The 22,615-nt window shown below is 75.8% G+C and carries 22 protein-coding genes; 9 read left to right on the plus strand and 13 right to left on the minus strand.

The genetic code is table 11. The annotated features are described in order from the left end of the window. Window positions 1-335: 335 nt before the first annotated feature. On the minus strand, window positions 336-1,148 hold the full coding sequence (locus CCE01nite_RS09550) for a hypothetical protein (RefSeq protein WP_246056399.1): 813 nt from the start codon (window positions 1,146-1,148) through the stop codon (window positions 336-338). A 66-nt stretch (window positions 1,149-1,214) separates the two neighbouring features. Further along, window positions 1,215-1,955, minus strand: a complete 741-nt coding sequence (locus CCE01nite_RS09555) for an ankyrin repeat domain-containing protein (protein WP_211254573.1) — start codon at window positions 1,953-1,955, stop codon at window positions 1,215-1,217. Between the two features lie 230 nt (window positions 1,956-2,185). Between CCE01nite_RS09555 and CCE01nite_RS09560 the strand changes: the two genes are divergently transcribed. The 3 genes from CCE01nite_RS09560 to CCE01nite_RS09570 all read left to right on the plus strand — a co-directional run bounded on the left by CCE01nite_RS09560 (window position 2,186) and on the right by CCE01nite_RS09570 (window position 4,327). Further along, window positions 2,186-2,398 (plus strand): hypothetical protein, encoded by a 213-nt coding sequence (locus CCE01nite_RS09560; RefSeq protein WP_034631630.1) that lies wholly within the window; start codon window positions 2,186-2,188, stop codon window positions 2,396-2,398. A gap of 158 nt (window positions 2,399-2,556) precedes the next feature. Beyond that, entirely contained in the window at window positions 2,557-3,207 is a 651-nt protein-coding gene (locus tag CCE01nite_RS09565; protein ID WP_034631618.1) for a 4a-hydroxytetrahydrobiopterin dehydratase, read from the plus strand. A 22-nt stretch (window positions 3,208-3,229) separates the two neighbouring features. Continuing rightward, window positions 3,230-4,327 carry a DNA glycosylase AlkZ-like family protein gene (locus tag CCE01nite_RS09570; RefSeq protein ID WP_034631616.1) on the plus strand — a complete coding sequence of 366 codons (1,098 nt, stop codon included), beginning with the start codon at window positions 3,230-3,232 and terminating at the stop codon, window positions 4,325-4,327. 26 nt (window positions 4,328-4,353) lie between these two features. Here the strand turns inward: CCE01nite_RS09570 and CCE01nite_RS09575 are convergent, their stop codons facing one another. Next, window positions 4,354-4,734: a VOC family protein gene (locus CCE01nite_RS09575; RefSeq protein WP_034631613.1), complete on the minus strand. Its 381-nt coding sequence runs from the start codon at window positions 4,732-4,734 to the stop codon at window positions 4,354-4,356. An 80-nt stretch (window positions 4,735-4,814) separates the two neighbouring features. Here CCE01nite_RS09575 and CCE01nite_RS09580 point away from each other — a divergent pair, with 80 nt between their 5' ends. From CCE01nite_RS09580 to CCE01nite_RS09590, 3 genes are all read left to right on the plus strand, one after another. After that, the gene (locus tag CCE01nite_RS09580) at window positions 4,815-5,495 is read left to right on the plus strand and encodes a sugar O-acetyltransferase (RefSeq protein WP_211254572.1); all 681 of its coding nucleotides are present in this window, start codon (window positions 4,815-4,817) and stop codon (window positions 5,493-5,495) included. 224 nt (window positions 5,496-5,719) lie between these two features. Beyond that, window positions 5,720-6,220 (plus strand): TetR/AcrR family transcriptional regulator, encoded by a 501-nt coding sequence (locus CCE01nite_RS09585; RefSeq protein ID WP_246056400.1) that lies wholly within the window; start codon window positions 5,720-5,722, stop codon window positions 6,218-6,220. A gap of 161 nt (window positions 6,221-6,381) precedes the next feature. After that, a complete protein-coding gene (locus tag CCE01nite_RS09590) occupies window positions 6,382-7,239 on the plus strand; it encodes an alpha/beta fold hydrolase (RefSeq protein WP_034631608.1) in 858 nt (285 codons plus the stop codon). A 38-nt stretch (window positions 7,240-7,277) separates the two neighbouring features. On the opposite strand, the gene CCE01nite_RS09595 is transcribed toward CCE01nite_RS09590, so the two are convergent. The 5 genes from CCE01nite_RS09595 to CCE01nite_RS09615 form a co-directional block, all read right to left on the minus strand. After that, on the minus strand, window positions 7,278-7,655 hold the full coding sequence (locus tag CCE01nite_RS09595) for a DUF1801 domain-containing protein (protein WP_034631606.1): 378 nt from the start codon (window positions 7,653-7,655) through the stop codon (window positions 7,278-7,280). A gap of 281 nt (window positions 7,656-7,936) precedes the next feature. Then, window positions 7,937-8,236 (minus strand): hypothetical protein, encoded by a 300-nt coding sequence (locus tag CCE01nite_RS09600; RefSeq protein ID WP_034631603.1) that lies wholly within the window; start codon window positions 8,234-8,236, stop codon window positions 7,937-7,939. Between the two features lie 93 nt (window positions 8,237-8,329). Further along, window positions 8,330-9,202 (minus strand): MerR family transcriptional regulator, encoded by an 873-nt coding sequence (locus tag CCE01nite_RS09605; RefSeq protein WP_034631599.1) that lies wholly within the window; start codon window positions 9,200-9,202, stop codon window positions 8,330-8,332. A gap of 215 nt (window positions 9,203-9,417) precedes the next feature. Beyond that, entirely contained in the window at window positions 9,418-9,882 is a 465-nt protein-coding gene (locus CCE01nite_RS09610) for a tRNA (cytidine(34)-2'-O)-methyltransferase (RefSeq protein ID WP_034631596.1), read from the minus strand. A 62-nt stretch (window positions 9,883-9,944) separates the two neighbouring features. Continuing rightward, window positions 9,945-10,979 (minus strand): endo alpha-1,4 polygalactosaminidase, encoded by a 1,035-nt coding sequence (locus CCE01nite_RS09615; protein WP_084142775.1) that lies wholly within the window; start codon window positions 10,977-10,979, stop codon window positions 9,945-9,947. 143 nt (window positions 10,980-11,122) lie between these two features. Between CCE01nite_RS09615 and mgrA the strand changes: the two genes are divergently transcribed. Continuing rightward, complete coding sequence (gene mgrA / locus CCE01nite_RS09620; RefSeq protein ID WP_034631592.1) at window positions 11,123-12,166, plus strand: L-glyceraldehyde 3-phosphate reductase; 1,044 nt, start codon at window positions 11,123-11,125, stop codon at window positions 12,164-12,166. Then, a complete protein-coding gene (locus CCE01nite_RS09625; protein ID WP_052104243.1) occupies window positions 12,163-13,077 on the plus strand; it encodes an alpha/beta fold hydrolase in 915 nt (304 codons plus the stop codon). Before mgrA ends, CCE01nite_RS09625 begins: the two co-directional genes overlap by 4 nt. 118 nt (window positions 13,078-13,195) lie before the next feature. Here the strand turns inward: CCE01nite_RS09625 and CCE01nite_RS09630 are convergent, their stop codons facing one another. Together CCE01nite_RS09630 and CCE01nite_RS09635 are read right to left on the minus strand one after the other, a co-directional pair. Then, on the minus strand, window positions 13,196-14,998 hold the full coding sequence (locus CCE01nite_RS09630) for a glycoside hydrolase family 64 protein (protein ID WP_034631589.1): 1,803 nt from the start codon (window positions 14,996-14,998) through the stop codon (window positions 13,196-13,198). A gap of 391 nt (window positions 14,999-15,389) precedes the next feature. Next, window positions 15,390-15,743: a hypothetical protein gene (locus CCE01nite_RS09635; RefSeq protein WP_034631585.1), complete on the minus strand. Its 354-nt coding sequence runs from the start codon at window positions 15,741-15,743 to the stop codon at window positions 15,390-15,392. A 73-nt stretch (window positions 15,744-15,816) separates the two neighbouring features. Here CCE01nite_RS09635 and CCE01nite_RS09640 point away from each other — a divergent pair, with 73 nt between their 5' ends. Further along, complete coding sequence (locus CCE01nite_RS09640) at window positions 15,817-16,359, plus strand: helix-turn-helix domain-containing protein (protein ID WP_034631581.1); 543 nt, start codon at window positions 15,817-15,819, stop codon at window positions 16,357-16,359. Window positions 16,360-16,427: 68 nt separating this feature from the next. Here the strand turns inward: CCE01nite_RS09640 and CCE01nite_RS09645 are convergent, their stop codons facing one another. The 3 genes from CCE01nite_RS09645 to CCE01nite_RS21315 form a co-directional block, all read right to left on the minus strand. Further along, window positions 16,428-17,480 (minus strand): AEC family transporter, encoded by a 1,053-nt coding sequence (locus CCE01nite_RS09645; RefSeq protein WP_034631578.1) that lies wholly within the window; start codon window positions 17,478-17,480, stop codon window positions 16,428-16,430. Window positions 17,481-17,484: 4 nt separating this feature from the next. Beyond that, window positions 17,485-19,590 carry a DNA helicase RecQ gene (recQ, locus tag CCE01nite_RS09650; RefSeq protein WP_371861027.1) on the minus strand — a complete coding sequence of 702 codons (2,106 nt, stop codon included), beginning with the start codon at window positions 19,588-19,590 and terminating at the stop codon, window positions 17,485-17,487. Between the two features lie 121 nt (window positions 19,591-19,711). After that, the gene (locus CCE01nite_RS21315; protein ID WP_170223962.1) at window positions 19,712-22,441 is read right to left on the minus strand and encodes a substrate-binding domain-containing protein; all 2,730 of its coding nucleotides are present in this window, start codon (window positions 22,439-22,441) and stop codon (window positions 19,712-19,714) included. Window positions 22,442-22,615 lie beyond the last annotated feature (174 nt).

Genomic DNA, 22,615 nt, shown 5'->3' on the forward strand with positions numbered 1-22,615 from the left:
GACGCGTCTGGCCTGCGCGTCTGTCGTCTCCAGGGACCGGGACCGGTGAGCGGTCCGGCACCAGGAGCGTCGGGCGATCCTTCTGCTGCGTGGGCAGCTGCACATCGCTGCGTGCGTTCATCACGCTATGTCCGGCCCGGGGACCCAGCAACACGAGTCGGACCATGAACACGATCAGGTGGTCGGGATTGCGGGCGGCGTCGGGCCGTGGATGATCGCGCGCGCCGGCGGGCCCGGACGCGCCGGGCACGATGACGCCGGCCGGTGCACGGGGTGCGTGCGCCGGCCGGCGTCGGGTCGTGCGGGGGCGGGCGCCCCGCGTCAGGCCGCGGGCCTCAGCGGCCGAGCCCCGCGCGGTCGACGCGGCGGTGGAACCGCATCCCGGCGAGGCCGCCGACGACCGCCCCGACGAGGCTCGCGACCGCGACGAGCAGGATCACGACGATGCCGCCGGTGGTGAGGTCGCCCTCGCCCAGCGGGATGCGGGGGAAGCTGTCGAGCCGCGCGAGCACGTTGAACCGCTCGCCCGCGATCGCCGTGAGGATCGCGACGACGACCGCGATGACGACCGCCCACAGCCACACCGCGAGGCCCTGCTTGGCGCCGTTGAACCGCGCCATGCGGCCCGCGACGTACCCGCCGCAGTAGTACGCGAGGAACAGGACCACCAGGAGCGCGATGCTCCCGGCGGCGCCGACCGTGCCGATCTCGCCGGCCGCCTGGTCCGCGGCCTCGCCCACGTCGGTGCTGGTCGCGACGCCCACGGCGGTCCCGGCGCCCGCCACGAGCGCGGTCAGCAGCACCGCGGTCCCCGTCGCGGTGAGCCAGCCGAAGAACGCCGAGCCGATCTTGACCCCGCCGAACTCCTCCTTCTCGCGCGCGACGACGCTCTGACGGTCGACGCCCAGGTCGCGCGCGGAGACGGCGAGCGGCTCGGGCTCAGGGACGTCAGCCGGGTCGGCCGGCGACGTGCGGTGGCGGTCGGCCGGGTCGAGCACCGCGGTGCGGTCGTCGTCGGTGCGGTCGTGGAGGGTCCGGTCGTCGACGTGGGCGGCGTGGTCCGTCGACCCGGGCACCCCGTTCGCGGGCGTGCGGTCGGGGTCGGCGTGGAGGGGGTGCGTGGGGTCGGTCTCGCGCGGCGTGCTCATCGGGCTCTCCTTCGAGGGGTCGAACCTGGGCGTGCGTCCGCTGCCGCCCGGCCGTGCGGCGCCGGCTCAGGGGGTGAGCGCGTCGGCGAGCTCGCCGTGACCGGCCCGACGCGCTGCGTCGGCGGCAGTGAGGCCATCGAAGCCGATCCAGGCCGGGTCCGCCCCCCGAGCGAGCAGCAGGTCGACGCAGGCGCGCCGCCCGCCGTGCGCGGCGCACCACAGCGCCGTGGTCAGGTCGTCCGCGTCCGGGGCGGGCTCGGCGTCGAGCAGCGCCTCGACCCGGTCGACGAGCCCGAGGCCGGCGGCCTGCCACAGGTTCGGCGTCGCGCCCGCGTGGAACAGGTGCTCGGCCGCGCGCCACTGCCCGAAGGCCACGGCGTCCGCGAGCGGGGTGCCCGACCCGTCGCCGATGACCGCGCCGGGCGCCTCGAGGTCCGCCCCGGCGCGGATGAGCGCCTCGACGGCCTCGACGTCGTCGTTGCTCGCGGCCCAGTGCAGCGCGGTCTCCGCGTGCGGGCCGGTGAAGGGGGCGTCCGGGTCGGCCCCGGACGCGACGAGCACCTCGATCGTGCGCCCCACCGCGAGGAGGTGCCCGGGGTGGTCGGTCGCGACGTGCAGCAGCGTGCACGTCGGCAGGTCCTCGACCGTCGCGTCCGGCTGGGCGTCGTCGCGCGTGATCCGGGCCGCCGCGAGACCGGGGTTGGCGTCGAGCAGCCCGCGCAGCCGCTCCACGTCGCCGGTGCGGATGGCGTCGGCGGCCTCGCGCGCGAGCGGGTCGTCGGCGGCCAGCGTCAGGGATGCGTCCACGGGGGGCTCCTTCGCGAGACCTCCACCGTGCACCCGGCGGGGCGGCCTGTCCAGGCCGGCGAGATGCAGTGCAGATCGACCGGGGCTGAACGCCTGAGTCCCTCGAGCCCTCGGAGTTCTTCTCCCACTAGCGGTCGTCGTGACCGTGGGCCATGATCCGGGGGCTTCCGGATCACCGGAAGCACCAGACCCTCCGGCAGGCTCGCCGGAGGCCTTTCCTTGGAGTGCTCATGCTCGCGATCGTCGCTGCTGCGATCTTCGCCCTCGCCCTGCTCCTCGACCTCGTCGAGGCGAACGTCGGGGACGCTCTGACCCCACAGACGCTGATGTTCGCCGGTCTGTTCTGCCTCGCGCTGCACCTGGGCGGCGTCGGCGGCGCGTCGCCGGTGAACGGCGGCTGGCGCGGGCGTGGGGGGCGTGGGGGAAGCTCCCGCCGGCGATAGGGGCTCGTCCCACCCGCTCCCGTCATCACGCCGGGATGCACCACGAGGTCACGACGCGCTCCGCGCGTTCGTGGCCTCGTGGTCCATCCCGGGAGGAGCCGCACGGGCAGCCTCCGCTCGGGCCGACCTACGCCGGCGCAGGTCGCTAGCGTGAGCCCATGACCGAACGGATCAGCCCGCGGCAGCTCGCGGAGGCCCCCGGCCTCGGGGACTGGCGCGTCCTGTGGGGCGGGGCGTGGGCGTGCGCGCTCTTCCGGACGTCGTCGTTCTCGGTCGCTGCCGCGCTGGTCCAGGCGGTCAGCGAGGCCGCGACGACCGCGAACCGCCACCCCGACGTCGACCTGCGCCCCGAGGGCGTGACGGTCCGGCTGCGTGGCGACGGGCCCGAGGGCTTCCGCACCCGGGACCTCGACCTCGCGCGGACGATCTCCGCGGCCGCCCGCGCCCTCGACGCGCGCGCGGACCCGTCGGCCGTGCAGCACGTGCAGGTCGCGGTCGACGCGCTCGGCACCGCGGCGGTGCGGCCCTTCTGGCGCGCGGTGCTCGGCTACGACGAGGTCGGCGACGCGGACCTCGTCGACCCGCTGCGGCGCGGGCCGACGCTGTGGTTCCAGCCCATGGACGCCCCGCGGACGGGACGCAACCGGCTGCACGTCGACGTGCACCTGCCGCGTGACCAGGTCGAGGCGCGCATCGCGGCGGCCGTCGCCGCGGGCGGCCGCGTCGTGAGCGACGCCCGTGCGCCGGAGTGGTGGACCCTCGCCGACCCCGAGGGCAACGAGGTCGACCTCGCCGTCTGGGTCCCGTAGGCCTTCGCCGGGAGGGGCGCACGTGCACGAGCTCAGCCGCGCCGACGCCCGCCGCATCGCGGTCCGGGCCCAGCTGCTGAGCGCGGACCGGCCGACAGACGTGCCGGGCGTGCTCCGGCACCTGACCGTCCTCCAGCCCGACCCCACGAGCGCCGTCGCACCGAGCGCTGACGTGGTGCTCTGGAGTCGGCTCGGGTCCGCGTACGACCCGGGAGAGCTGCGGGACCTCGTGGACCAGCAGCGGGTCGTCGAGCTGCGCGGCTTCCTGCGGCCCGCCGAGGACGTCGCGCTGTTCCGTGCCGACATGGACGCGTGGCCCGGCGCCGGGGAGGTGCCGGCCTGGCGCGAGGAGGTGCGCGCGTGGGTGCGGGCGAACGCGGCGTGCCACCGGGACGTGCTGGAGCGGCTGCGCGCCGACGGTCCGCTGCCCGCGAGCGAGCTCCCCGACACCTGCGTGCGGCCGTGGCGGTCGAGCGGGTGGAACGACCACCGCAACGTGCGGATGCTGCTCGACGTCCTGGCGGCGCGGGGGGAGGTCGCGGTCGCCGGGACCGCCGGGCGGGAGAAGCTGTGGGACCTCGCGTCCCGCGTCTACCCGGACGTGCCGGCGCTCCCGTCGCAGGAGGCGCGGCGCGTGCGCGACGAGCGCCGGCTGCGGGCGCTCGGCATCGCCCGGTCACGCGCGACCGCCCGGCCCGACGAGCCCGACGACGTGCGCGACGCGGGGGAGCCGGCCGTCGTCGAGGGCGTCCGCGGCACGTGGCGGGTCGACCCCGCGGCGCTGGGCCGGCCGTTCGAGGGCAGGGCGGCGCTGCTGTCGCCGCTCGACCGCCTCGTCCTCGACCGCCGCCGGATGACGGAGCTCTTCGAGTTCGACTACCAGCTCGAGATGTACAAACCCGCGTCGCAGCGGCGCTGGGGGTACTGGGCGATGCCGGTGCTGCACGGCGACCGGCTCGTCGGGAAGCTCGACGCGAGGGCCGACCCGCGTGCGGGGGTGCTGCGCGTCGCTGCTCTGCATCGCGACGTCCCGTTCACCGCGGCGATGGCGGCCGCGGTGGACCGCGAGGTCGCGGACCTCGCGCGGTGGCTCGAGCTCGACCTCGTGCTGCCGGACTGAGCCGTGCTGCGGGCCGGGGTCCGCGCCTACGACTCGGACCAGGCACCGAGCTCGTTGCCGGACGGGTCGAGGAAGTGGAACCGCCGGCCGCCCGGGAACGCGTAGGGCCCCTCCACGACCGTGCCTCCGGCGCGCGTGACCGCGTCGAGCGTCGCGTCGAGGTCCGCCGTGTACAGGAGCACGAAGGGGCCGCCGCGCGTGATGGCCGAGGACTCGGCGAGCGTGAGCCCGCCCGCCTCGTCGGAGCCGTCCTCGGCGGTCGTGCGGATGCCCGCGTACCCGTCGCCGTACGCGGTGAACTGCCAGCCGAACGCCGCGCCGTAGAACTCGCGCGCCGCCGCGAGGTCGGTCGTCGGCAGCTCGATGTAATCGATCGAGTGGTGGATCCGGTGCGTGTGCGTGGCCATCCGGTCATCGTCGCGCCGACCACCGACACGGCAGCGCCCACTGTGGACGCAGGTACACAAGGATGCGTACGCTCGTCCACATGACCGCCACGACACCCGGCACCGACGACACCCGCTCGATGCGCGAGCGCATGCTCGCCGGCGACCCGTACCTCGCCGACGACCCCGAGCTGGCCGAGGCGAACGCCGCCGCGCTCGACCTCATGGCCGCGTACAACGCGACGACCCCGCGGCAGGGACCGCTGCGCCGCGCTCTCCTCGAGCAGCTCCTCGGCGCGGTCGGGGAGGGCACCGAGATCCGGCCGCCGTTCTTCGTCGACTACGGGACGCAGATCCGCGTCGGTGCCCGCTGCTTCGCCAACTACGGCCTCGTCGCGCTCGACGTCGCGACCGTCACGATCGGCGACGACGTGCAGATGGGCCCGAACGTGCAGCTCCTGACGCCCACCCACCCCGTCGAGCCCGGCCCCCGCCGCGACAAGTGGGAGGCCGCGAAGCCCATCGTGATCGGCGACAACGTCTGGCTCGGTGGCGGCGTCGTCGTGCTGCCCGGCGTGACGATCGGCGCGAACACGGTCGTCGGCGCGGGCTCGGTCGTGACGCGCGACCTGCCGGCGAACGTCGTCGCGGTGGGCAACCCGGCGCGCGTGGTCCGGACGATCGACGACGACGCGGACACCCGCGTCACGACGACGGGCGGCCGGGCCGGGGCGAGCAGCAAGGCCGGGGCGAGCGCCGCTGCCGGAACGAGCGGCCGGTGAGGAGCGCGGCGCCGGAGCCGTCCGCACCGCAGCTCTCCGCGCCGGAGCCGTCCGTGCCGGAGTCCTCCGCGCCGGACCCGTCGGAGCCGTCCGTGCCGGAGTCCGCCACGCCCGGGTCCTCCGCACCGGAGTCCTCCACCCCCGAGCCGCCGTCCGCGCCCGCTCGCCCGTCCCCCCGCCGCGCGCGTCGGCACGACCCCGGCCGCCGCGACCGGCTCGTCGCCGTGGCGCTCGACGTCCTCGCCGAGCACGGCGTCGCCGGGACGACGCACCGGACGATCGCGCAGGCCGCCGACGTCCCGCTCGGCTCGACGACCTATCACTTCGCGTCGATCGACGAGCTCCTCGCGGCGGCGTTCCGACGGCACGCGGACGACGTCGCCGGGGCGCTCGAGCGGCGCCTGGAGGCGGCATCGGACGCCGGTGCGGCGCTCGACGCGCTCGCGGACCACCTGGCGCAGGACCTGCTCGCGCCGGGCCGGGGGCTCGTGCTCTCGATCGAGCTCTACGGTGTCGCGGCCCGCCGCCCGGTGCTGCGGTCGGTGACCCAGGAGTGGATGCTGCGCAGCCGCCGGGCGCTCGAGCGGCACTTCGACCCGGTCACCGCACGCGAGCTCGACGCCCTCGTCGAGGGCCTCGTGCTGCACAGCGCGCTGTCGACCGACCCGACGACCCCCCACGAGCTCTGCCACGCGCTCCACCGGATGGCCCGCCCCGAGGCCTGAGGCGCGCCGAGCGAGCCGCCGCCCGGCGGGGGGCGCGGCGCGACGGCACGTGGTCCGGCGCCAGGTGCGTGCGAGTGCGGTCGTCGTCACCCCGCGGGTCTGGGTGCGGACGACGCGAAAAGCGTGCGGAGGTCCTGCGGGTCCGCAGCGATGCTGCCCGGGTGACCCCGCACGGTGCGAACGGCTTCTCGGCCTCCGACGGCACGCGGCTCGTGTTCCACCGGCTCGGGTCGGGTGGTGACCCGGTGGTGTGCGTGCCCGGCGGGCCGCTCCAGGCGTCGGCCTCCCTGGGCGACCTGGGCGGGCTGTCCGCCGCGCGGCCGCTCGTGCTGCTCGACCTGCGCGGGACGGGGGAGTCGGCGGTCCCGGCGGACCCGTCGAGCTACCGGTGCGATCGGCTCGTCGACGACGTCGAGGCGCTCCGGGCGTACCTCGGGCTGGCCCGGGTCGACCTGCTCGGGCACTCGGCCGGCTGCTCGGTCGCCGTCATGTACGCGGCGCGCCACCCGGGCCGGGTCCGACGGCTCGCGCTGCTGACCCCCAGCCCGCGCGTGGTCGGGATCGACGTGACCGACGACGACCGCCGGGAGGTCGCCGAGCGACGTCGCGGCGAGCCGTGGTTCGCCGACGCGTTCGCTGCGTTCGCGCGCATCTGGTCCGGCACCGCGACGGACGCGGACTGGGAGGCGATCACCCCGTTCACGCAGGGCCGGTGGGACGCCGCCCGCGCGGCGCGCCTGACGCAGGACGCCGTCGGGCAGGACCCCGCCGCCGTCGCCGCGTACTACGCGCCGGGCATCCCCGACCCGCAGGTGACCCGGGCGGCGCTGGCGTCCCTGGGCGCGCGCGTCCTCGTGACAGCGGGTGAGCACGACGTCGCTCTGCCGCCCACGCGTGCTGCCGAGTACGCGCGGCTGTTTCCCCACGGCGAGCTGGCCGTGCAGCCCGGGGGTGGGCATCACCCCTGGCTCGACGACCCCGCGTGGCTCGCGCGGACCCTCACGGCGTTCCTGCGCTGACGGCGCGCGGCGGCCGGTAGGCACGGCCGGCCCAGCGGTCAGGCCACGACCCACCGCTCGACGAGCGCGACGACGTCCGCCTCGCGCGCCGCGGCCGTCACGCTGTCCCGCAGGTCGACGAGACCGCGGTCGGGCGAGAGCCACGTCAGGAGGCCGGACGGGTCGTCGAACACGAACGCGTCGGTGCGGACCTGGACGCCCCGGTGGAGCACGAGCTGCAGCTTCGCGCCGGGGTGCAGGCGGAACGTCACGCGGTCGACGCCGTCGAGGCAGAAGCTCGGCGCGTTCCACTTCACGTGCTCCGTGATCGGCAGCGGGCTCGCCAGGATCGCCGCCCGGAGCCGGACGACCCCGTCCGTGTGCGGGTGCTCGAGGTCGGCCAGGTACCGCTCGACCTCGGGTGATGCGGTTCCCATGCCGACCTCCGTGCCCTGCGGGCGACCCCGCTGCCGAGGAGCCGCGCGCCGGACCGGCGGGGTGCGGTCCGGGGCCAGTCGAGCACGCGCCGCCCACACGGACGCCGCTGCTCGGGTCCGTACGTGGGCGTGCTGACGGGAGGCGATGTGCTCCGGGCGGCGGCGAGGTCACCGGCTACGACGGCGGCGTCCGGTACGTGTTCGTGCGGCGGGGCGACGTCGAGTGGCCGGCGCGGGGTGTCGCGTGCTCGCCCCGGCGCCCGCGCGTCGCTTCGGCACCCTCAGCCGCAGGCTCCGCCGCACCCGCAGGAACCGGCCGCCGACCGTGCCCCGCGCGTGCGGCGGACGAGGAGCGCGGCGCCTGCGGCCACGAGCAGGACGACGACCGTGAGCGCCGGGACGCCGGTGAGGAGCGCACCGACCGACGCGAGGACGCCGGCCCCGGCCAGGAGCGGCAGCGAGCAGGCGAGCCCGCACGCCGCCGCGACGCCGAGACCGCCGAGCACCCGACGGCGGGACGCGCGGCCGGGGTCGCCGGTCGTGGAGGCGGGGGAGAGCGGCGCGGACGTGGGCAGGGTCATGGGGACTCCTCGGTGGTGGTGAGCGGGTGACGAGAGCGACGCGGAGGGGGACGGTCCGCGGGTCTGCCGCGCGGGTGCAGTGCGCGGCCCGCGTCAGGCGGTCGGGCCGAACATCGCAGCCACGACGTCGGCGGCCTCGTCCGGGGCGCGGACCTCGAGCCGGACCTGACCCCGGGCGAGGCGGACCGTGAAGTCGAAGAACCCGCAGCACGCCTGCTCGGCGGTGGCGAGCCGCGCCACCTCGGCCGCGAGCCCGGGGTCCGCCGGAAAGACGAGGGCGGTGCCGCCGTCGACGGGCTCGCGGTGGGTGGCCTGCGCGACGAGCGCCCGCCAGCGGCTCACGCGCTCGGGCACGGCGCCCGCGTCGAGCGAGCACGCGATCGCCGGTGCCGCGGCGGACGCCAGCGGGAGGACCGCCTCGGGCGCCCGCGTGAGCGGGAGGGCCGGTGGGGGCGTACCGGTCGCCGGGAGGACCGCCTCCGCCACCCGCGTCGCCGGGAGGACCGCCTCGGGCGCCCGCGTGAGCGGGACGAGCGTCCTGCCGTCGGGCAGCGGCTCGGGCGCCGCCGTCGCGCAGGGGCAGCCCTCCCCGCAGGGTGAGCCGGCCGGGGCGTCGGCGAGCCGGGCGGCGACCCCCTGGAGCTGCGCGGCCAGGGCGACGAGCTCGCCGATGCGCTCCTGCGTCTCGCCCAGCCGGGCCGCGACCATCTCGACGACGTGGTGCGCGACGCCCGCGCAGTCCTCGACGTCGTACGCCTCGACGAGCGCGCGGACGTCGGTGAGCGGCAGCCCGAGGTTCTTGACGGCGGCGACGAAGCGGAGCCGGGCCACGTCGCGGTCGTCGTAGACGCGGTAGCCGTTGGAGCCGCGCGACGGCGTCGCGAGCAGCCCGATGTCCTCGTAGTAGCGCAGCGTCGTGGGGGCGACCCCCACGAGCGCCGCCGCCTCCGCGATGCGGTAGCCCATGCCCCGGACGGTAGACCTTCGACCCGGCTCGAAGGTCAAGCCCCGGGCGGCGTCCCGGCTCCGCCCGCCGGCCCGCACACCGAGCAGCGGTCAGGGAGCGGACGCCCGCTCGAACGCGGCCCGCACGAGCGGTGCGTCGTCCCCGGGCGCCGCGAGACGCGCCATCGTGGCGCACCGGCTGCCGGCGTGGAACCCGGCCGCCCGTCGTCGCGGCGTCAGACCCCGCCGGCGAAGCCCAGCTGGCGCCACGCCTCGTACGACGCGACGGCCGCGGACGTCGAGAGATTGAGCGACCGGCGCCCCGCGAGCATCGGGATGCGCAGGCGGTCGGTCACGCGGGGGTGCGCCACGACCTCGTCGGGCAGCCCGGTCGGCTCGGGGCCGAACAGCAGGACGTCGTCCTCGCAGTACTCGACGGTCGTGTAGCCCGTCGTCGCCTGGGTCGTGAACGCGAAGACCCGCAAGCCCGGGAGCGCGTCGAGGCACGCGTCGATCGTCGGGTGCACGACGACGTGCGCGAGGTCGTGGTAGTCGAGCCCCGCGCGGCGCAGCTTCGGCTCGCTCAGGTCGAAGCCGAGCGGCTCGACGAGGTGCAGCGTCGCGCCGGTCGCGGAGACCAACCGGATCGTGCTGCCGGTGTTGCCGGGGATGCGGGGCTCGAAGAACACGACGTGCAGCACCCGGCGATCCTCCCATCCCGGCAGCGGTGCTCAGCCGCGCGGGCAGGAGTCCGCGGGGGTGCTCAGCCGCGCGGGCAGGCCTCGAACACGTACGCGCGCGACGCGGGGGACGTGAGGTCGTGGTCGCGCAGGACCGTCGAGAAGGGGGTCTGCGGGTCGGCGCACACCTCGGCGAACGTGCCGCGCAGGTCGTCGGCGTACTCCACGTCGATGACCTGGTCGCCGTAGACGTCGGTGTAGGCCGCGCACTCGTCCCAGCGGTGGCACTCCTCCGCGACGGCGAAGTCGAAGCCGACCTCGTCGTGCCCGCGCCGGGTGAGGTCGGCGGCGTTCTTCTGCCCGACGGCCAGCCCGAGCCCGTGCGCGACGGCGACGTACCGGGCGGCGGTCGCGAGCGCGTCGTCGGCGGTGAGCAGCCCGCCCGAGCGCGTGTAGGAGTCGAGGTTGTCGAGCTCGACGGCGTCGAAGCCCGCGTCGGCGCACCGCTGCAGGCTCACCCCGATCACGGCGGCGATGCGGGCGCGCTTGTCGTCGGTCGACGTGTCGAGCAGCACCTCGTCGGGCCAGCCCGGGTCGGCGACGACGCGGCCCTCGGCGTCGCGCAGCACGAGGTCGGGGTGCTCGCGCAGCCAGGTGGTGCGCTCGTCGGGCTGGGTCTGGAAGCCGTTGACGTAGCAGATCGAGTACGCGCCGGGCGCAGGCTCGGAGGTGCTGTCCCGCACGACGCCGCCGACGCCCGCGGGCAGCGCGTAGGCGCCGCCGAGCTGGTAGTCGACGACGATCCGGCCGAGACCGGTGGGGGCCGCGACGGGCGGGGCCGCCGTGGGCGTGGGGGCCGGCGGGGCCGTGGGGGCCGCGGACGTCGGGACGGCGGTCGGCGAGGGGGTCGCGGTCGGCGTCGCGGACGCGCTCGGCGCGGGGTCGGTCGTGGCGGTCGAGCCCGGCGCGGGCGCGGTGGACGCGGCCGGCGAGGGGGCCACGGTGGCCGGCGGCGTGCCCGTCGGGCGTGCCTCCACGGGGCCGGCCTTGCACCCGGCGCACAGCGCCGCGACGGTGACGAGGGTGATCGTGAGGGCCCGGCGGCGGGTCGTCGTCATGCTGCGTGTCTCCTGGCGTCGTCCGCCCCCCGACGAAGCCGTGACCATACCGTGACCTCGGCCGAGCGGGTCAAGCCCCGAGCCGGGCGACGCCGAACGGCACCTAGGCTGGTCGCGACCGACCCTGCGAGAGGACGCCACCGATGCCGACCGAGCCCCACCGCCCCTTCACGGCCGCCGAGAACCGCTACGAGGCGATGACGTACCGCCGGGCGGGGCGCAGCGGGCTCGCGCTCCCGGCGCTGTCGCTCGGCCTGTGGCACAACTTCGGCGGGACGACGTCGGGGGACACCCAGCGCGCGATCCTGCGCCGCGCGTTCGACCTCGGCATCACGCACTTCGACCTCGCCAACAACTACGGCCCGCCGTACGGCTCGGCCGAGGAGAACTTCGGGCGCGTGCTCAGCAGCGACCTGCGCCCGTACCGCGACGAGCTCGTCATCTCCTCCAAGGCCGGCTACGACATGTGGCGCGGCCCCTACGGCGACGGCGGCTCGCGCAAGTACCTGCTCGCGTCGCTCGACCAGTCGCTGCAGCGGATCGGGGTCGACTACGTCGACGTCTTCTACTCGCACCGGCCCGACCCGAGCGTCCCGATCGAGGAGACGATGGGCGCGCTGCACACCGCCGTCACCAGCGGCAGGGCGCTGTACGCGGGCATCTCGAACTACTCCCCGGCGCAGACCCGCGAGGCCCAGCGCGTGCTCGCCGAGCTCGGCACGCCGCTGCTCATCCACCAGCCGATCTACTCGATGTTCAACCGGCACGTCGAGCAGGTCGGCGACGGGCAGGACGAGACGCTGCTCGACGCGGTCGGCGACCTCGGGATCGGCATGATCGTGTTCTCGCCGCTCGCGCAGGGACTGCTGACCGACCGCTACCTCTCCGGTGAGGTGCCCGGCGACTCGCGCGCGGCGCAGAGCAAGTTCCTCCAGCCCGAGCGGATCAGCGAGACGTACCTCGCCCGGGCGCGGGCGCTGAACGAGATCGCGTCCGCGCGCGGCCAGAGCCTCGCGCAGCTCGCGCTCGCGTGGGTCCTGCGCGACGAGCGGGTCACCTCGGCGCTCATCGGGGCGTCGAGCGTCGCGCAGCTCGAGAACAACGTCGCCGCGCTCGACGCGCCCGCGCTGACCGGTGACGAGCTCGCCGCGATCGAGGAGCACGCGGTCGACGGGACCGCGCGATGACCACGGACGCCGGCGTCGGGAGCGCCACGGGCGGTGCGGTCGTGCACGGCGACGCCGGTGCGCCCGGTGGCGCCGGGGACGCGGGCGACGCGGTCGTCGTGCACCGCAGCGAGCGCACGCTCGGCGTCGACGGGCGTCCCGTGGGCTACACGGTCTGGGGGCGGCCCGGGGACGCGCTCCCGGTGCTCCTGCTGCACGGCGTGACCGACTCCGCGGAGACCTGGGACCCGGTCGCGCGCCTGCTCGCGGCCGACCGGCTCGTCGTCGGGGTCGACGCGCGCGGCCACGGCCGGACCCCGCTCGGCGAGGGCCCGTTCACCATCGCGTCGCTCGCGGTCGACGCCGCCGCCGTCCTGCGGCACGTCGCCGACGGGCCCGTGCTCGTCGTCGGGCACTCGATGGGCGGCCTCGTCGCGACCGAGCTCACGCTCACCGAGCCCGGTCTCGTCGCGGGGCTCGTGCTCGAGGACCCCGCCTGGGACACCGGCGGCGTCGCGACGCCCGACGGGGTGCCGCCGTTCCTCGCGCCGTTCCTGCTGTCCTTCGCGGGCGTCGACGCCGAGACGCTCGAGGCCCGCTCGCGCGCGACGCAGCAGGACTTTGCCGACGACGAGCACGGCCCGTGGGCCCGGTCGAAGGCGCAGCTCGACCAGCGGCTCGTGCACGTCCCGCACGACTGGAGCGGGCGTGCGTGGGTCGAGGCGCTCGCGGACGTCCGCGTGCCGGTGACGCTCGTGACCGGCGACGTCGGGCGCGGCGCCCTCGTCGGGGCTGCGCACGTCGAGCGCGTGCGCGCGCTCCTCGGCGACCGGTTCACGCACGTGGCGGTCCCGGGCGTCGGGCACAGCGTGCGGCGCGAGGGCCGGGAGGCGTTCCTCGCGGCGCTCGACGGCGCACTCGGGCGGGTCTGAGCGGCTCGTTTCAGGGCGGCGGGTCGGTCGGCGGGCTCGAGCCGCGGGCCGGTCGGCGGGCTCGGCCGTCGGGCCGGCGGTCGGCGGGCGTGCCCGGACCCGACCGCCGGTCGTCGCGTCAGGCGAACGTGAACCAGTTGACGTCGACGAACTCCCGGCCCGACCCGGTCGCGAACGTCAGGTAGACGTCGTGCGTGCCCGTCGTGGTCGCGATCGCCGCCGGGACGGTCCGCCACGACTGCCACCCGCCGGTGCGCCCGACGGCGAAGCTGCCGATCGGGGTGCTCGTCCGGCTGTCGAGCCGCACCTCGACGACGCCGCTGACCGACGTCGCCGCGCCCGACGCGACGCGCGCGCGCAGCGTGCTCAGCCCGTTGCGCCCGAAGTTCACGTCCTCGAACCGCAGCCAGTCGCCGTCACCGACGTGGCCGACGTGCTTCCCGCCGCCGGAGTCGGAGGTCGGGGAGAGCGTCGTGCCGCGCTGCGCGGTGCGGGCCTCGGCCTGGATCGCGCCCACCGGGGCCTCCCCGCCCGGGCTCGGCGCCGACGGGGGCGCAGGCTCCGCGCCCGCCACGGGTCCGGTCGCGACCGACGAGCCGAAGGGCTGCAGCGTCATCGTGACCGAGGTCGGGGTGGGCTCGTCGATGCTCGGGTTGAACTCGGCGACGTCGTCGAACGCGAAGCCGTACGCGCGGCCGTTCGTCGAGTGGTCGTGCATGACCTTGGAGTACAGGTCGGACGACTCGTGCCGGTAGAACGCCGTCGCGTCGAACGTGGCCTGGCGGTCGGAGCCCGCGCGGTCCGGCGTCGAGAGGGTCCCGCGGTGGAAGCCGGCGCAGATCCGGGCGCCGACCGCGAGGATCGCGTCCTGGTCGGGCTGCCCGGTGGGCTGCAGCGCGCCGTGGCAGCCGAAGATCTCCGGCGTCGTCGGCCGGCCGATGGTGCCGATCGTCCGGCCGCCCTCGCCGCGGAAGGTGAACGCGCCGTTCGCGACCTTGCCCGTGAAGACGCCGAGCGCGGTGTCGACCGTGAGCGCGTGGCTCGCGTAGTAGTCGTACACGCCCTCGACGTAGGAGTCGAAGAACGCGGCGTCGAAGACGGGCGCCGCGCTGTCGATGCCGTGGATCGGCGCGAGCACCCGCAGCGGGAGCCCATCGGACTCGCGCACGTCGACGAGCGCGGCCCAGTCGCCGCCGAGCGCCGTGACCGCGTCGAACACCTTGCGGCGGCCGTCCTTCGCGAGCGTGCCCTCGGTGCGGGTGACCGGGAAAGGCGTGGTGTCCGGCGGCGTCGCGCTCGGGTCGACCGGGACGGAGTTGTCGACGGGCGCCGGGGGCGGCGGCGGGGCCAGCGCCTTGACCGTGATCGCGATCGGCACGCTGAACATGTCGACCATCGTCGTGTTGATGTTGATCGCGGTGCCGTTGCGGGCGAACTCCGCCCAGTCGAACAGCACGTCGTGGTTCGGGTCGTCGCTGTTCCACGCGGCGGGCTCGACGAGGCCGCCGGGGGAGAGCTGGAACGTCAGGTGCTCGCCGAACGCGACGTAGATCCGGCCGCCCGTGAGGTTCGCGGGGAGCGACAGCTTCACGCTCGACCCGTCGGCCGGGCCGGAGATCGACACGTCGGGTGCCGTCGGGTTCCCGGTGCCGTTCGCCACGGACGCCGGCAGGTCGAACGCGTGCCAGTCGCCCGACCCGTCGACGTAGCCCTGCTCGCCCGTGGTCTGGCTGCGGGCCATGACGTACAGGAACGTGTCCTCGGGGCGGCCCGAGCTGTTCGTCACGGTGAACGGCAGGTCCGACGAGGCGGCGCGCGCGGGCATCATCGCCGCGAGGCCGGTGAGCCCGGCGAGCGCCAGGACGGCCGCGGCGGTCACCGCCGCGACGATCTTCCGGGTGCGTGGCGAGACGCGGAGCATGGCTTCCCCCTGCTGTGGTGCGTGCTTCCGGCGCCCGTGCACCCGGGGTCCACGCGGTCGGCTCGGCCGACGACCCGCGGGACGGCTCGGGGAGCTGCACCCGGGAAGCCGTCATCCAGGACGAGAGCGACCGTACCCAGTCACCGGTGGTCCGGGGTCGTGGTGGCCGGCGTGCGGACCGCCACGACCGTCTCGGCGGCTGCCGCGCTCACCGCAGGTCACGCCGGAGCGGGATCGCGATCGCCACCACGCACGCGAGCGCCGCGTACGCGAGGAGGACGAGCGCGCCGAGTGCCGCCGGGATCGGGGGTGCGGTCGCTGTCGGCAGCTGCTCCGCGACGGCGTCCCGGAGGGAGGTGAAGCCGGTCAGGGCTGCGGTCGCGCCACCCGTTCATCGCCGGACGCCCTTGCCGAGGGCGTCGACGATGCCCCCGGCTCCGGCGTCGCTCACGAGGAGCTCGTCGAACTCCTCGCCGGCGAGCGTGAGCCGGAGCAGCGGAAGGCCTCGGCGCATCGCCACGAGCCTGCGGACACCGGACGGGTGGCGGAAGGTGCCCACCTTGATGCGGCCCGAGACGACGAGGCCGGAGCGTGTGCCGAGGACCTCGGAGCTCCAGCCAGGGAGCAGCTCGGCTCGGGTGATCGCGTCGCGATCGACGGTGTACCAGGAGCGCCCGACCATCAGCGCCTCCCAGCCGGGGAAGTGCAGGTTCAGGGTCGATGCGTCGAGACGGATGGCGGTCATAGGAGGTCCCCTCGCTCGTCGTACTCTGGATCGCGTGCTGAGAACATTATCACTATGAGAATGGTTGTCCACCGTGCCGAGGTCCTCGCCGATCGCCGCCGTCGTCATGCACCCCGTCCGCCTGCGGATCATCCAGATCGTCGGGACGCGCCGCGCGACGACCACGGAGCTCCGGACCGCCCTGCCCGACGTCCCCCAGGCGACGCTCTACCGCCACGTCGCGGCGCTCGTGGAGGCCGACGTTCTCGCAGTCGTCGGCGAGCGCCGCGTGCGCGGTGCGGTCGAGCGCACGTTGGCCCTCGGCGGGCAGATGGCGCACGTCGACCACGCGGAGCTCCGGGAGATGGACGAGCAGGACCTGCGCCTGTCCTTCCTGACCTTCCTCGCCAACCTCGGCGAGACGTTCGACCGCGCGAGCGCCGATGGGGTCGACGGTGCGATCCGGGACTTCCTCGGCTTCGGACAGGTGCAGCTGCACGTCACGTCGGAGGACCTGGGCGAGATCCAGGCCCGCCTCGGCGAGCTGCTGGCGCCCTACCTCACGAACGAGGCCGCCGGCACCCGCACCGTGACGCTCGCGACGGTTCTCCTCCCCGAGCCGCAGCGCCCCACCTGAGCCCCGGACCGCGCGGGCGGGCCGGTGACGATCCTCCGTGGTGCACGGCCGGCGTGGGGCTGCGGGGGTCAGCCCAGGACGGCGGTGATGCCGAGCAGGACGGGCACCGCGAGGACCGTCGTGACGAGGCCGGCGTCGCGCGCGAGCGGCTGCTGCCGGCCGTACTGGATCGCGTACACGAGCACGTTCTGCGCGGTCGGCAGCGCCGCCATCGCGGTGACCCCGAGCAGCGCCGCGCCCTCGAGCCCGAGCGCCGCGCCGATGCCGCCCGCGAGCAGCGGGTGCACGAGCGAGCGCAGCGCCACCACGAGCACGAGCTCGCGCCGCACCGGCCGGGCGTCGACCGTGCGGGGGACCGCGAGCGACATCCCGAACGTGAGCAGCGCGAGCGGTGCGGCGGCCGCACCGACGATCGCGAACGGCCCGAGCAGCACCTCGGGCGGGCTCCACGGCAGCGCCGCGAGCAGCAGCCCCGCGAGCGCGCCGACGATGATCGGGTTGCGCAGGGTCCGGAGCAGGACGGCGCGCAGCACGAGCGCGCCGCGGCGCGGTCTCCGCCCCGGCACGGGAGAGACGGTCGGCGGGGCGTCGGGCGGGACGCCCGGGGCGGTCGGTGGTCGCTGCGGGCCGTCGGGCGCCGCGGGCGGCTCGGCGGTCGGGGCCGGACCGGGTTCGCGCGGCGCACGGGCGTCGAGCACCGCGAACGCGACCGGGGCGAGCACGAGCAGCTGGTAGAGCAGCGACGGGACCACGGCGACCGCGTCCCCGAGCAGGTACACCGCGAGCGGCAGCCCGAGGTTGCCCGCGTTGACGTAGGACGACGCGAGGGTCGCGACCGTGACGTCGGCGGCGGGCCGGTGCCAGAGCCCGCGCAGAACGGCGACCGCGACCAGGACCACCGTCGTGGTGCTCAGCGCCGTGACGAGCGCGGCGCGCGAGAGCAGGAGGTGCAGGTCCGCGTGCGCGACGGTGACGAGCAGGAGGCACGGCGTCGCCACGGCGAACACCACGCGCGCGAGCACCGCCGGGGCGGCCGGCCCGAGGGTCCCGCGGCGGCCGAGCACCCAGCCGAGCGCGACGATCGCGCCCATCGTGCTGAGCGCCGTGAGGATCGCCCCCACGGGCTCAGCCGTGCAGCGCGGCGAGCAGCCCCGGGCCGTACTTGTCGCGCTTGGTCACGCCGACGCCGCTGACGGTCCCGAGCGCGTCGAGGTCACCCGGCACGCTCGTCGCGATCTCCCGCAGCGTCGCGTCGTGGAAGACGACGTACGCCGGGACGCCCTGCTCCTTGGCGGTCGCGGCGCGCCACGCCCGCAGCTTCTCGAAGACGGCGGCCGCGCTCTGGTCGAGCTCGGCGACCGCGGCGGTCGAGGCGGTGCGCCGCGAGGACCGGGCGGCGCGCGCGGTCCGCGGTGCCTCCCGCCGCAGCCGCACCGGGCGGGCCCCCGTGAGCACCTCGGCGCTCGCGGGGGTGAGCCGCAGGGTGCCGTACCCGTCGGAGTCGACGCCGAGCAGCCCCTGGGCGAGGAGTTGGCGGACGACGCCGCGCCACTCGGTGTCCGAGAGGTCGGTGCCGAGGCCGAACGTGCTGAGCGACGCGTGCCCGAGCTGCGTCACGCGCGGCGTCGCCTTGCCGAGCAGGATGTCGACGAGGTGCCCGGCGCCGTACCGCTGACCGCGCTCGCGCTCGAGGCGCACGACCGTCGAGAGCAGCTTCTGCGCGGGCACGGTGCCGTCCCACGACTCCGGCGGCGTCAGGCACGTGTCGCAGTTGCCGCACGCGGTGCTGGCCTGGCCGAAGTACGCGAGGAGCTGCACGCGCCGGCACTCGACGGTCTCGCACAGCGCGAGCATCGCGTCGAGGTGCGCCCCGAGCCGGCGCCGGTGCGCGGCGTCGCCCTCGGAGGTGTCGATCATGCGGCGCTGCTGCACGACGTCCTGCAGCCCGTACGCGAGCCACGCGGTCGACGGCAGCCCGTCGCGCCCGGCCCGCCCGGTCTCCTGGTAGTACCCCTCGACGGACTTGGGCAGGTCGAGGTGCGCGACGAAGCGCACGTCGGGCTTGTCGATGCCCATCCCGAACGCGATGGTCGCGACCATGACGAGGCCGTCCTCGCGCAGGAACCGCGCCTGGTTGGCGGCGCGCACCCGGGAGTCGAGCCCCGCGTGGTACGGCAGCGCGGGAATGCCGTTGTCGACGAGGTGTTGCGCGGTCTGCTCGACCGACGCGCGCGAGAGGCAGTAGACGATGCCCGCGTCGCCGGGGTGCTCGGTGCGCAGCAGGTCGAGGAGCTGGGCGCGGGGGTTGTCCTTGGGGACGATCCGGTACTGGATGTTGGGCCGGTCGAAGCTCGCCACGAAGTGCCGGGCCTCGGTGAGCTGGAGGCGCTGGGCGATCTCCGCGTGCGTGGTCTCGGTCGCCGTCGCGGTCAGCGCGATGCGGGGGACGTCGGGCCAGCGCTCGTGCAGCACGGAGAGCTGGAGGTAGTCGGGCCGGAAGTCGTGGCCCCACTGGGACACGCAGTGCGCCTCGTCGATCGCGAACAGCGCGAGGTCGGCGCGGCCGAGCAGCTCGAGCGTGTCCGGGACGCGCAGGCGCTCGGGGGCGAGGTAGAGCAGGTCGAGCTCGCCGTCGAGCAGCTCGCGCTCGACGCGGCGGCGGGCGGCCACGTCCTGCGTCGAGTTGAGGAAGTCGGCGCGGACCCCGGCGGCGGCGAGCGCGTCGACCTGGTCCTGCATGAGCGCGATGAGCGGGGAGATCACGACGCCGGTGCCCGGGCGCACGAGCGCGGGCACCTGGTAGCACAGCGACTTGCCGCCGCCGGTCGGCATGAGGACGAGCGCGTCGCCGCCGGAGACCACGGTGTCGATGATCTCGGCCTGGTCGCCACGGAAGCTGTCGTACCCGAACACGGTGCGCAGCACCTTGCCGGGCGTCGGCGCGGGGCCGTCGGCACGGGCCGGGCGCGGCGGCGGGGCGGTGGCCGCGGCCGGGGGCCGGGCGGGCGGCGCGGAGGGCGCGGCGGGGGGGCTCGTCGGTGCCGTCGAGCGGGCGGACGACGTGCGGCGGCCCGGGGCGGACGAGCGCGGACCGGCCGGCGGCGCGGCGAGGTGCGCGTCGTCGGGCGGCCCGTCGTCGTAGGCGGGGTCGTACGGGGGCGCGTCGTCGTACGCCGGGTCGTACGGCGGGACGTCGTCGTACGTGGCGGGGCCCGGGTTCACGGGGACCACCCTACGAGCCGTGGGCGACACTGCGGCCCGCGTCCACACCCGCGCCGCGGCGTCGTCCACGGCCCCGTACCGCCCACGGCCCGGCGCCGCCCGCGCCCCGGTCGCGGCACCCACGAGCCCGTCACACCTCGCGCACGGGGAACAGGCCCTCCTCGCGGATCCGCTCGTTGAGCAGGTCGAGGTACTGCCGCTCGTCGAGGTCGAGCGCGACCTCCTGGTCGAGCCAGCTCGACAGGTGGATCGCGTTGGCGAGCCGGACCCCGTGGATGCCGTCCGCCCCCGGCGCGACGAGCGGGGTGCCGTCGAGGACGTTCCGCGCGAAGTTCTCGAGCACGTCGGCGTGCTGCTGGCCGAACGGGGACTCGAGCTCGATGGTCTCCTGCGTGTACAGGGTGTCGAGGTCGACCTCGCCGGTGAACAGCCGCATGACGTCGGCCATGTCCATGCCCGCGCTGAGCTCGGCCTCGGGCTTGCGCAGGCGGGTCACGACGGCCCGCTTGCTGTCCTCGACGACGATCTTCCCCTGGTCGCCGAGGATCTCGAACCGGTCGGTGCCCGCGATGTCGTACGTGCAGGTCACGAACGTGCCGGTCACGCCGTCGCCGTAGTCGACGAGCGCGGTGACCTCGTTCTCGACCGCGATGTCGCGGTTCACGCCGTAGCCGAGCTTCGAGTAGACCCTCTGCGGGACGCCGCAGATCCACTGCCCGTCGAGGTCGAAGAACAGCACCGCGAACCCGGCGGCCTCCGCCCGGTCCTGGTGGCGCAGCGCGGCGTCGAGCCGGTCGACGAAGAGCCGGCGGTTCGGCAGCCCGGTGACGTTGTCGTAGAGAGCCTCCTGGCGGAGCTGGTCCTCGAGGTCCTTGCGGGTCTGGATGTCCGACACCGAGCCGACGACGCGCTGCACCACACCCTCGGACGCGACCGCGAGGCAGCGCGTGAGCACCCAGCGCGTCGCGCCGTCCGCCCCCGTGACGCGGTACTCGACCTCGACCGGGACCCCCGGCTCGTCGACCGCGCGCCCGAGCTCGGCGGCCACCCGGTCGGTGTCCAGGGGATGCGCGAGGGCGACCCACGTGTCGAGCGTGACCGCGGCGTCGTCCGCGACGCCGAGCAGCTCCCGGCACCGCTCCGACACGTAGACGTGCCCGAGGCCGGCCTCCCACTCCCACAGGCCGTCCTTCGCGGCGCTCGCGGCGAGCGAGTACCGCTCCTCGCTGCGTCCGAGGTGCCCGAGGAGCGCCTTCTGCTTGAGCGCGACGGCGAGCACCGCGGCCCAGTGGTTGTGGGTCGTCGCCCAGTGCGCGTACGTCGCCGGGTCGGAGCGCGAGCCCCGCTCGCACGCACCGAGCACGCACAGGAAGCCGTGGTCGCCGTTGACGCCGCGGACCGGGACGACGTAGAGCACGTCGCCGAGCCCGGCGTCGGCCTGCTCGACGAGCGCCCGCGGCGGGAAGTCCTCGATGCGCAGCGTGCCGGACGGCGCCTCGTCGAGCCGGCCCTCCGGGTCGAACACGCCCGTCACGTGCAGAACGCCGTCCGCCGGGTCGCCCTCCCACAGCGCGAGGCACGCGACCCGGGCCGACGCCTTGGTGAGCCACGCGAGCTGCTCCGGGTCGCCCGAGGACGTGCTCAGGACCTCGATGCCGACGTCGTACTGCTCGACGATCGACGACGCGAGCCGCTCGGTGCGCTCGAGCGTCACGCCGCGCTCGTGGTCGCGCAGCGCGAGCATCGTCCGGGCCCCCGCTGGCCGCAGCAGGTCCGCGGTCGGGTCGCCCCGTCCCGCGGCGTCCGCCGCGAGCACCGAGAACCGGTCGACGACCGTCTCGGAGAAGCTCAGCATCGCCTCGGGCGGCGGCGGGGACGGGTACAGGCGCGCGACCGTCGCGGCGAGGACCGCGTCGAGGCGCGCGAGGGCGTCGGGCTCGTCACCCGGGCCGGCGTGCTCCTCGAGGTGCCGCAGGACCACGGCGACGAGCTCGTCCGCGCCGGCGATCCCGAGCTCGGCCGACCCGCCCGCACCCGCGGGGCACCCGCACGTCTCCCGGGCGACGAACGTCGACCCGACGACGTGCATCCCGTGGTCCGGCTCGCCCCGCAGCTCGGCGAGCAGGAGCTCCGCCGCGCGCGTGCCGAGCGTGCCGATGGCCTGGTGCACCGTCGTCAGCGGCGGGTCGTGCCACCAGCCCTCCTCGACGTCGTCGTACCCGATCACCGCGAGGTCGTCCGGGATCCGCACGCCGCGCTCGCGCAGGGCCGCGGCGAGGCCGAGCGCGATCCGGTCGGTCCCCGTGACCACCGCGGTCACCCCGGTCGCCAGCACCGCGTCGGCCGCGAGCCGGCCCCCGGCCTCGACGTGGTCGACCGTCGTCACGAGGGTCGCCCCGCCGCCGAGCCCGTGCGCCGCGACCCCCGCGCGGAACCCCTCGTACCGCGCGTTCGTGTCCGACTGCGAGAGGTTGCCGACGAACGCGATGCGCCGGTGCCCGTGCTCCACGAGGTGCCCCACGGCGCCGCGGACGACGTCCCGGTTGTCCGCGACGACCTGCGCCGCGTCGAGGTCGATCTCGCTGCCGACGGTGACGACCGGCGTCCCCGACGCGATCGCGGAGCGCAGCGACGACGCGCTCGCGGCCTGGGCGATCGCGACGATCCCGTCGAAGGAGTCCCAGCCGATGTGCGGGACGTCCGGGGCCGGGGGCAGCTTCTGCCGCGACCGGCCCGCGTCGATCGTCTGGACGAGGGTCACGTGCCCGCCCGCTGCGGCGACGGCCTGCGTCACGTTCGCCACGACGTCGCCGTAGTAGAACCCCCCGGTGATGGGCGTCAGCACACCGACGTGGACCATGGGACCTCTGTGCGCTCGGCGGGAGCAGCCGGACGGCGTCGACCGGCAGCGCGGGACACTGCACCCACGCACATCGGCACGGCGCGTCCGCACGTGAGACGTCGGGGCGCCCCGCCCGGGCCGTCCAGCGTCGCCCTGCGGGGCCGGATGGCGTCACCTGGCCGGGGCCGCCCG

It is taken from the genome of Cellulomonas cellasea (assembly GCF_006538745.1).
In the GTDB taxonomy this organism is placed as follows: Bacteria; Actinomycetota; Actinomycetes; order Actinomycetales; family Cellulomonadaceae; genus Cellulomonas_A; species Cellulomonas_A cellasea.

Excerpts from the sequence above, each read along its gene's own strand:
- CCE01nite_RS09550 (WP_246056399.1), bottom strand. The coding sequence starts at position 1,148 with ATGAGCACGCCGCGCGAGACCGACCCCACGCACCCCCTCCACGCCGAC.
- CCE01nite_RS09560 (WP_034631630.1), top strand. The coding sequence starts at position 2,186 with ATGCTCGCGATCGTCGCTGCTGCGATCTTCGCCCTCGCCCTGCTCCTC.
- CCE01nite_RS09565 (WP_034631618.1), top strand. The coding sequence starts at position 2,557 with ATGACCGAACGGATCAGCCCGCGGCAGCTCGCGGAGGCCCCCGGCCTC.
- CCE01nite_RS09575 (WP_034631613.1), bottom strand. The coding sequence starts at position 4,734 with ATGGCCACGCACACGCACCGGATCCACCACTCGATCGATTACATCGAG.
- CCE01nite_RS09580 (WP_211254572.1), top strand. The coding sequence starts at position 4,815 with ATGACCGCCACGACACCCGGCACCGACGACACCCGCTCGATGCGCGAG.
- CCE01nite_RS09595 (WP_034631606.1), bottom strand. The coding sequence starts at position 7,655 with ATGGGAACCGCATCACCCGAGGTCGAGCGGTACCTGGCCGACCTCGAG.
- CCE01nite_RS09600 (WP_034631603.1), bottom strand. The coding sequence starts at position 8,236 with ATGACCCTGCCCACGTCCGCGCCGCTCTCCCCCGCCTCCACGACCGGC.
- CCE01nite_RS09605 (WP_034631599.1), bottom strand. The coding sequence starts at position 9,202 with ATGGGCTACCGCATCGCGGAGGCGGCGGCGCTCGTGGGGGTCGCCCCC.
- CCE01nite_RS09615 (WP_084142775.1), bottom strand. The coding sequence starts at position 10,979 with ATGACGACGACCCGCCGCCGGGCCCTCACGATCACCCTCGTCACCGTC.
- mgrA (WP_034631592.1), top strand. The coding sequence starts at position 11,123 with ATGCCGACCGAGCCCCACCGCCCCTTCACGGCCGCCGAGAACCGCTAC.
- CCE01nite_RS09625 (WP_052104243.1), top strand. The coding sequence starts at position 12,163 with ATGACCACGGACGCCGGCGTCGGGAGCGCCACGGGCGGTGCGGTCGTG.
- CCE01nite_RS09630 (WP_034631589.1), bottom strand. The coding sequence starts at position 14,998 with ATGCTCCGCGTCTCGCCACGCACCCGGAAGATCGTCGCGGCGGTGACC.
- CCE01nite_RS09635 (WP_034631585.1), bottom strand. The coding sequence starts at position 15,743 with ATGACCGCCATCCGTCTCGACGCATCGACCCTGAACCTGCACTTCCCC.
- CCE01nite_RS21315 (WP_170223962.1), bottom strand. The coding sequence starts at position 22,441 with ATGGTCCACGTCGGTGTGCTGACGCCCATCACCGGGGGGTTCTACTAC.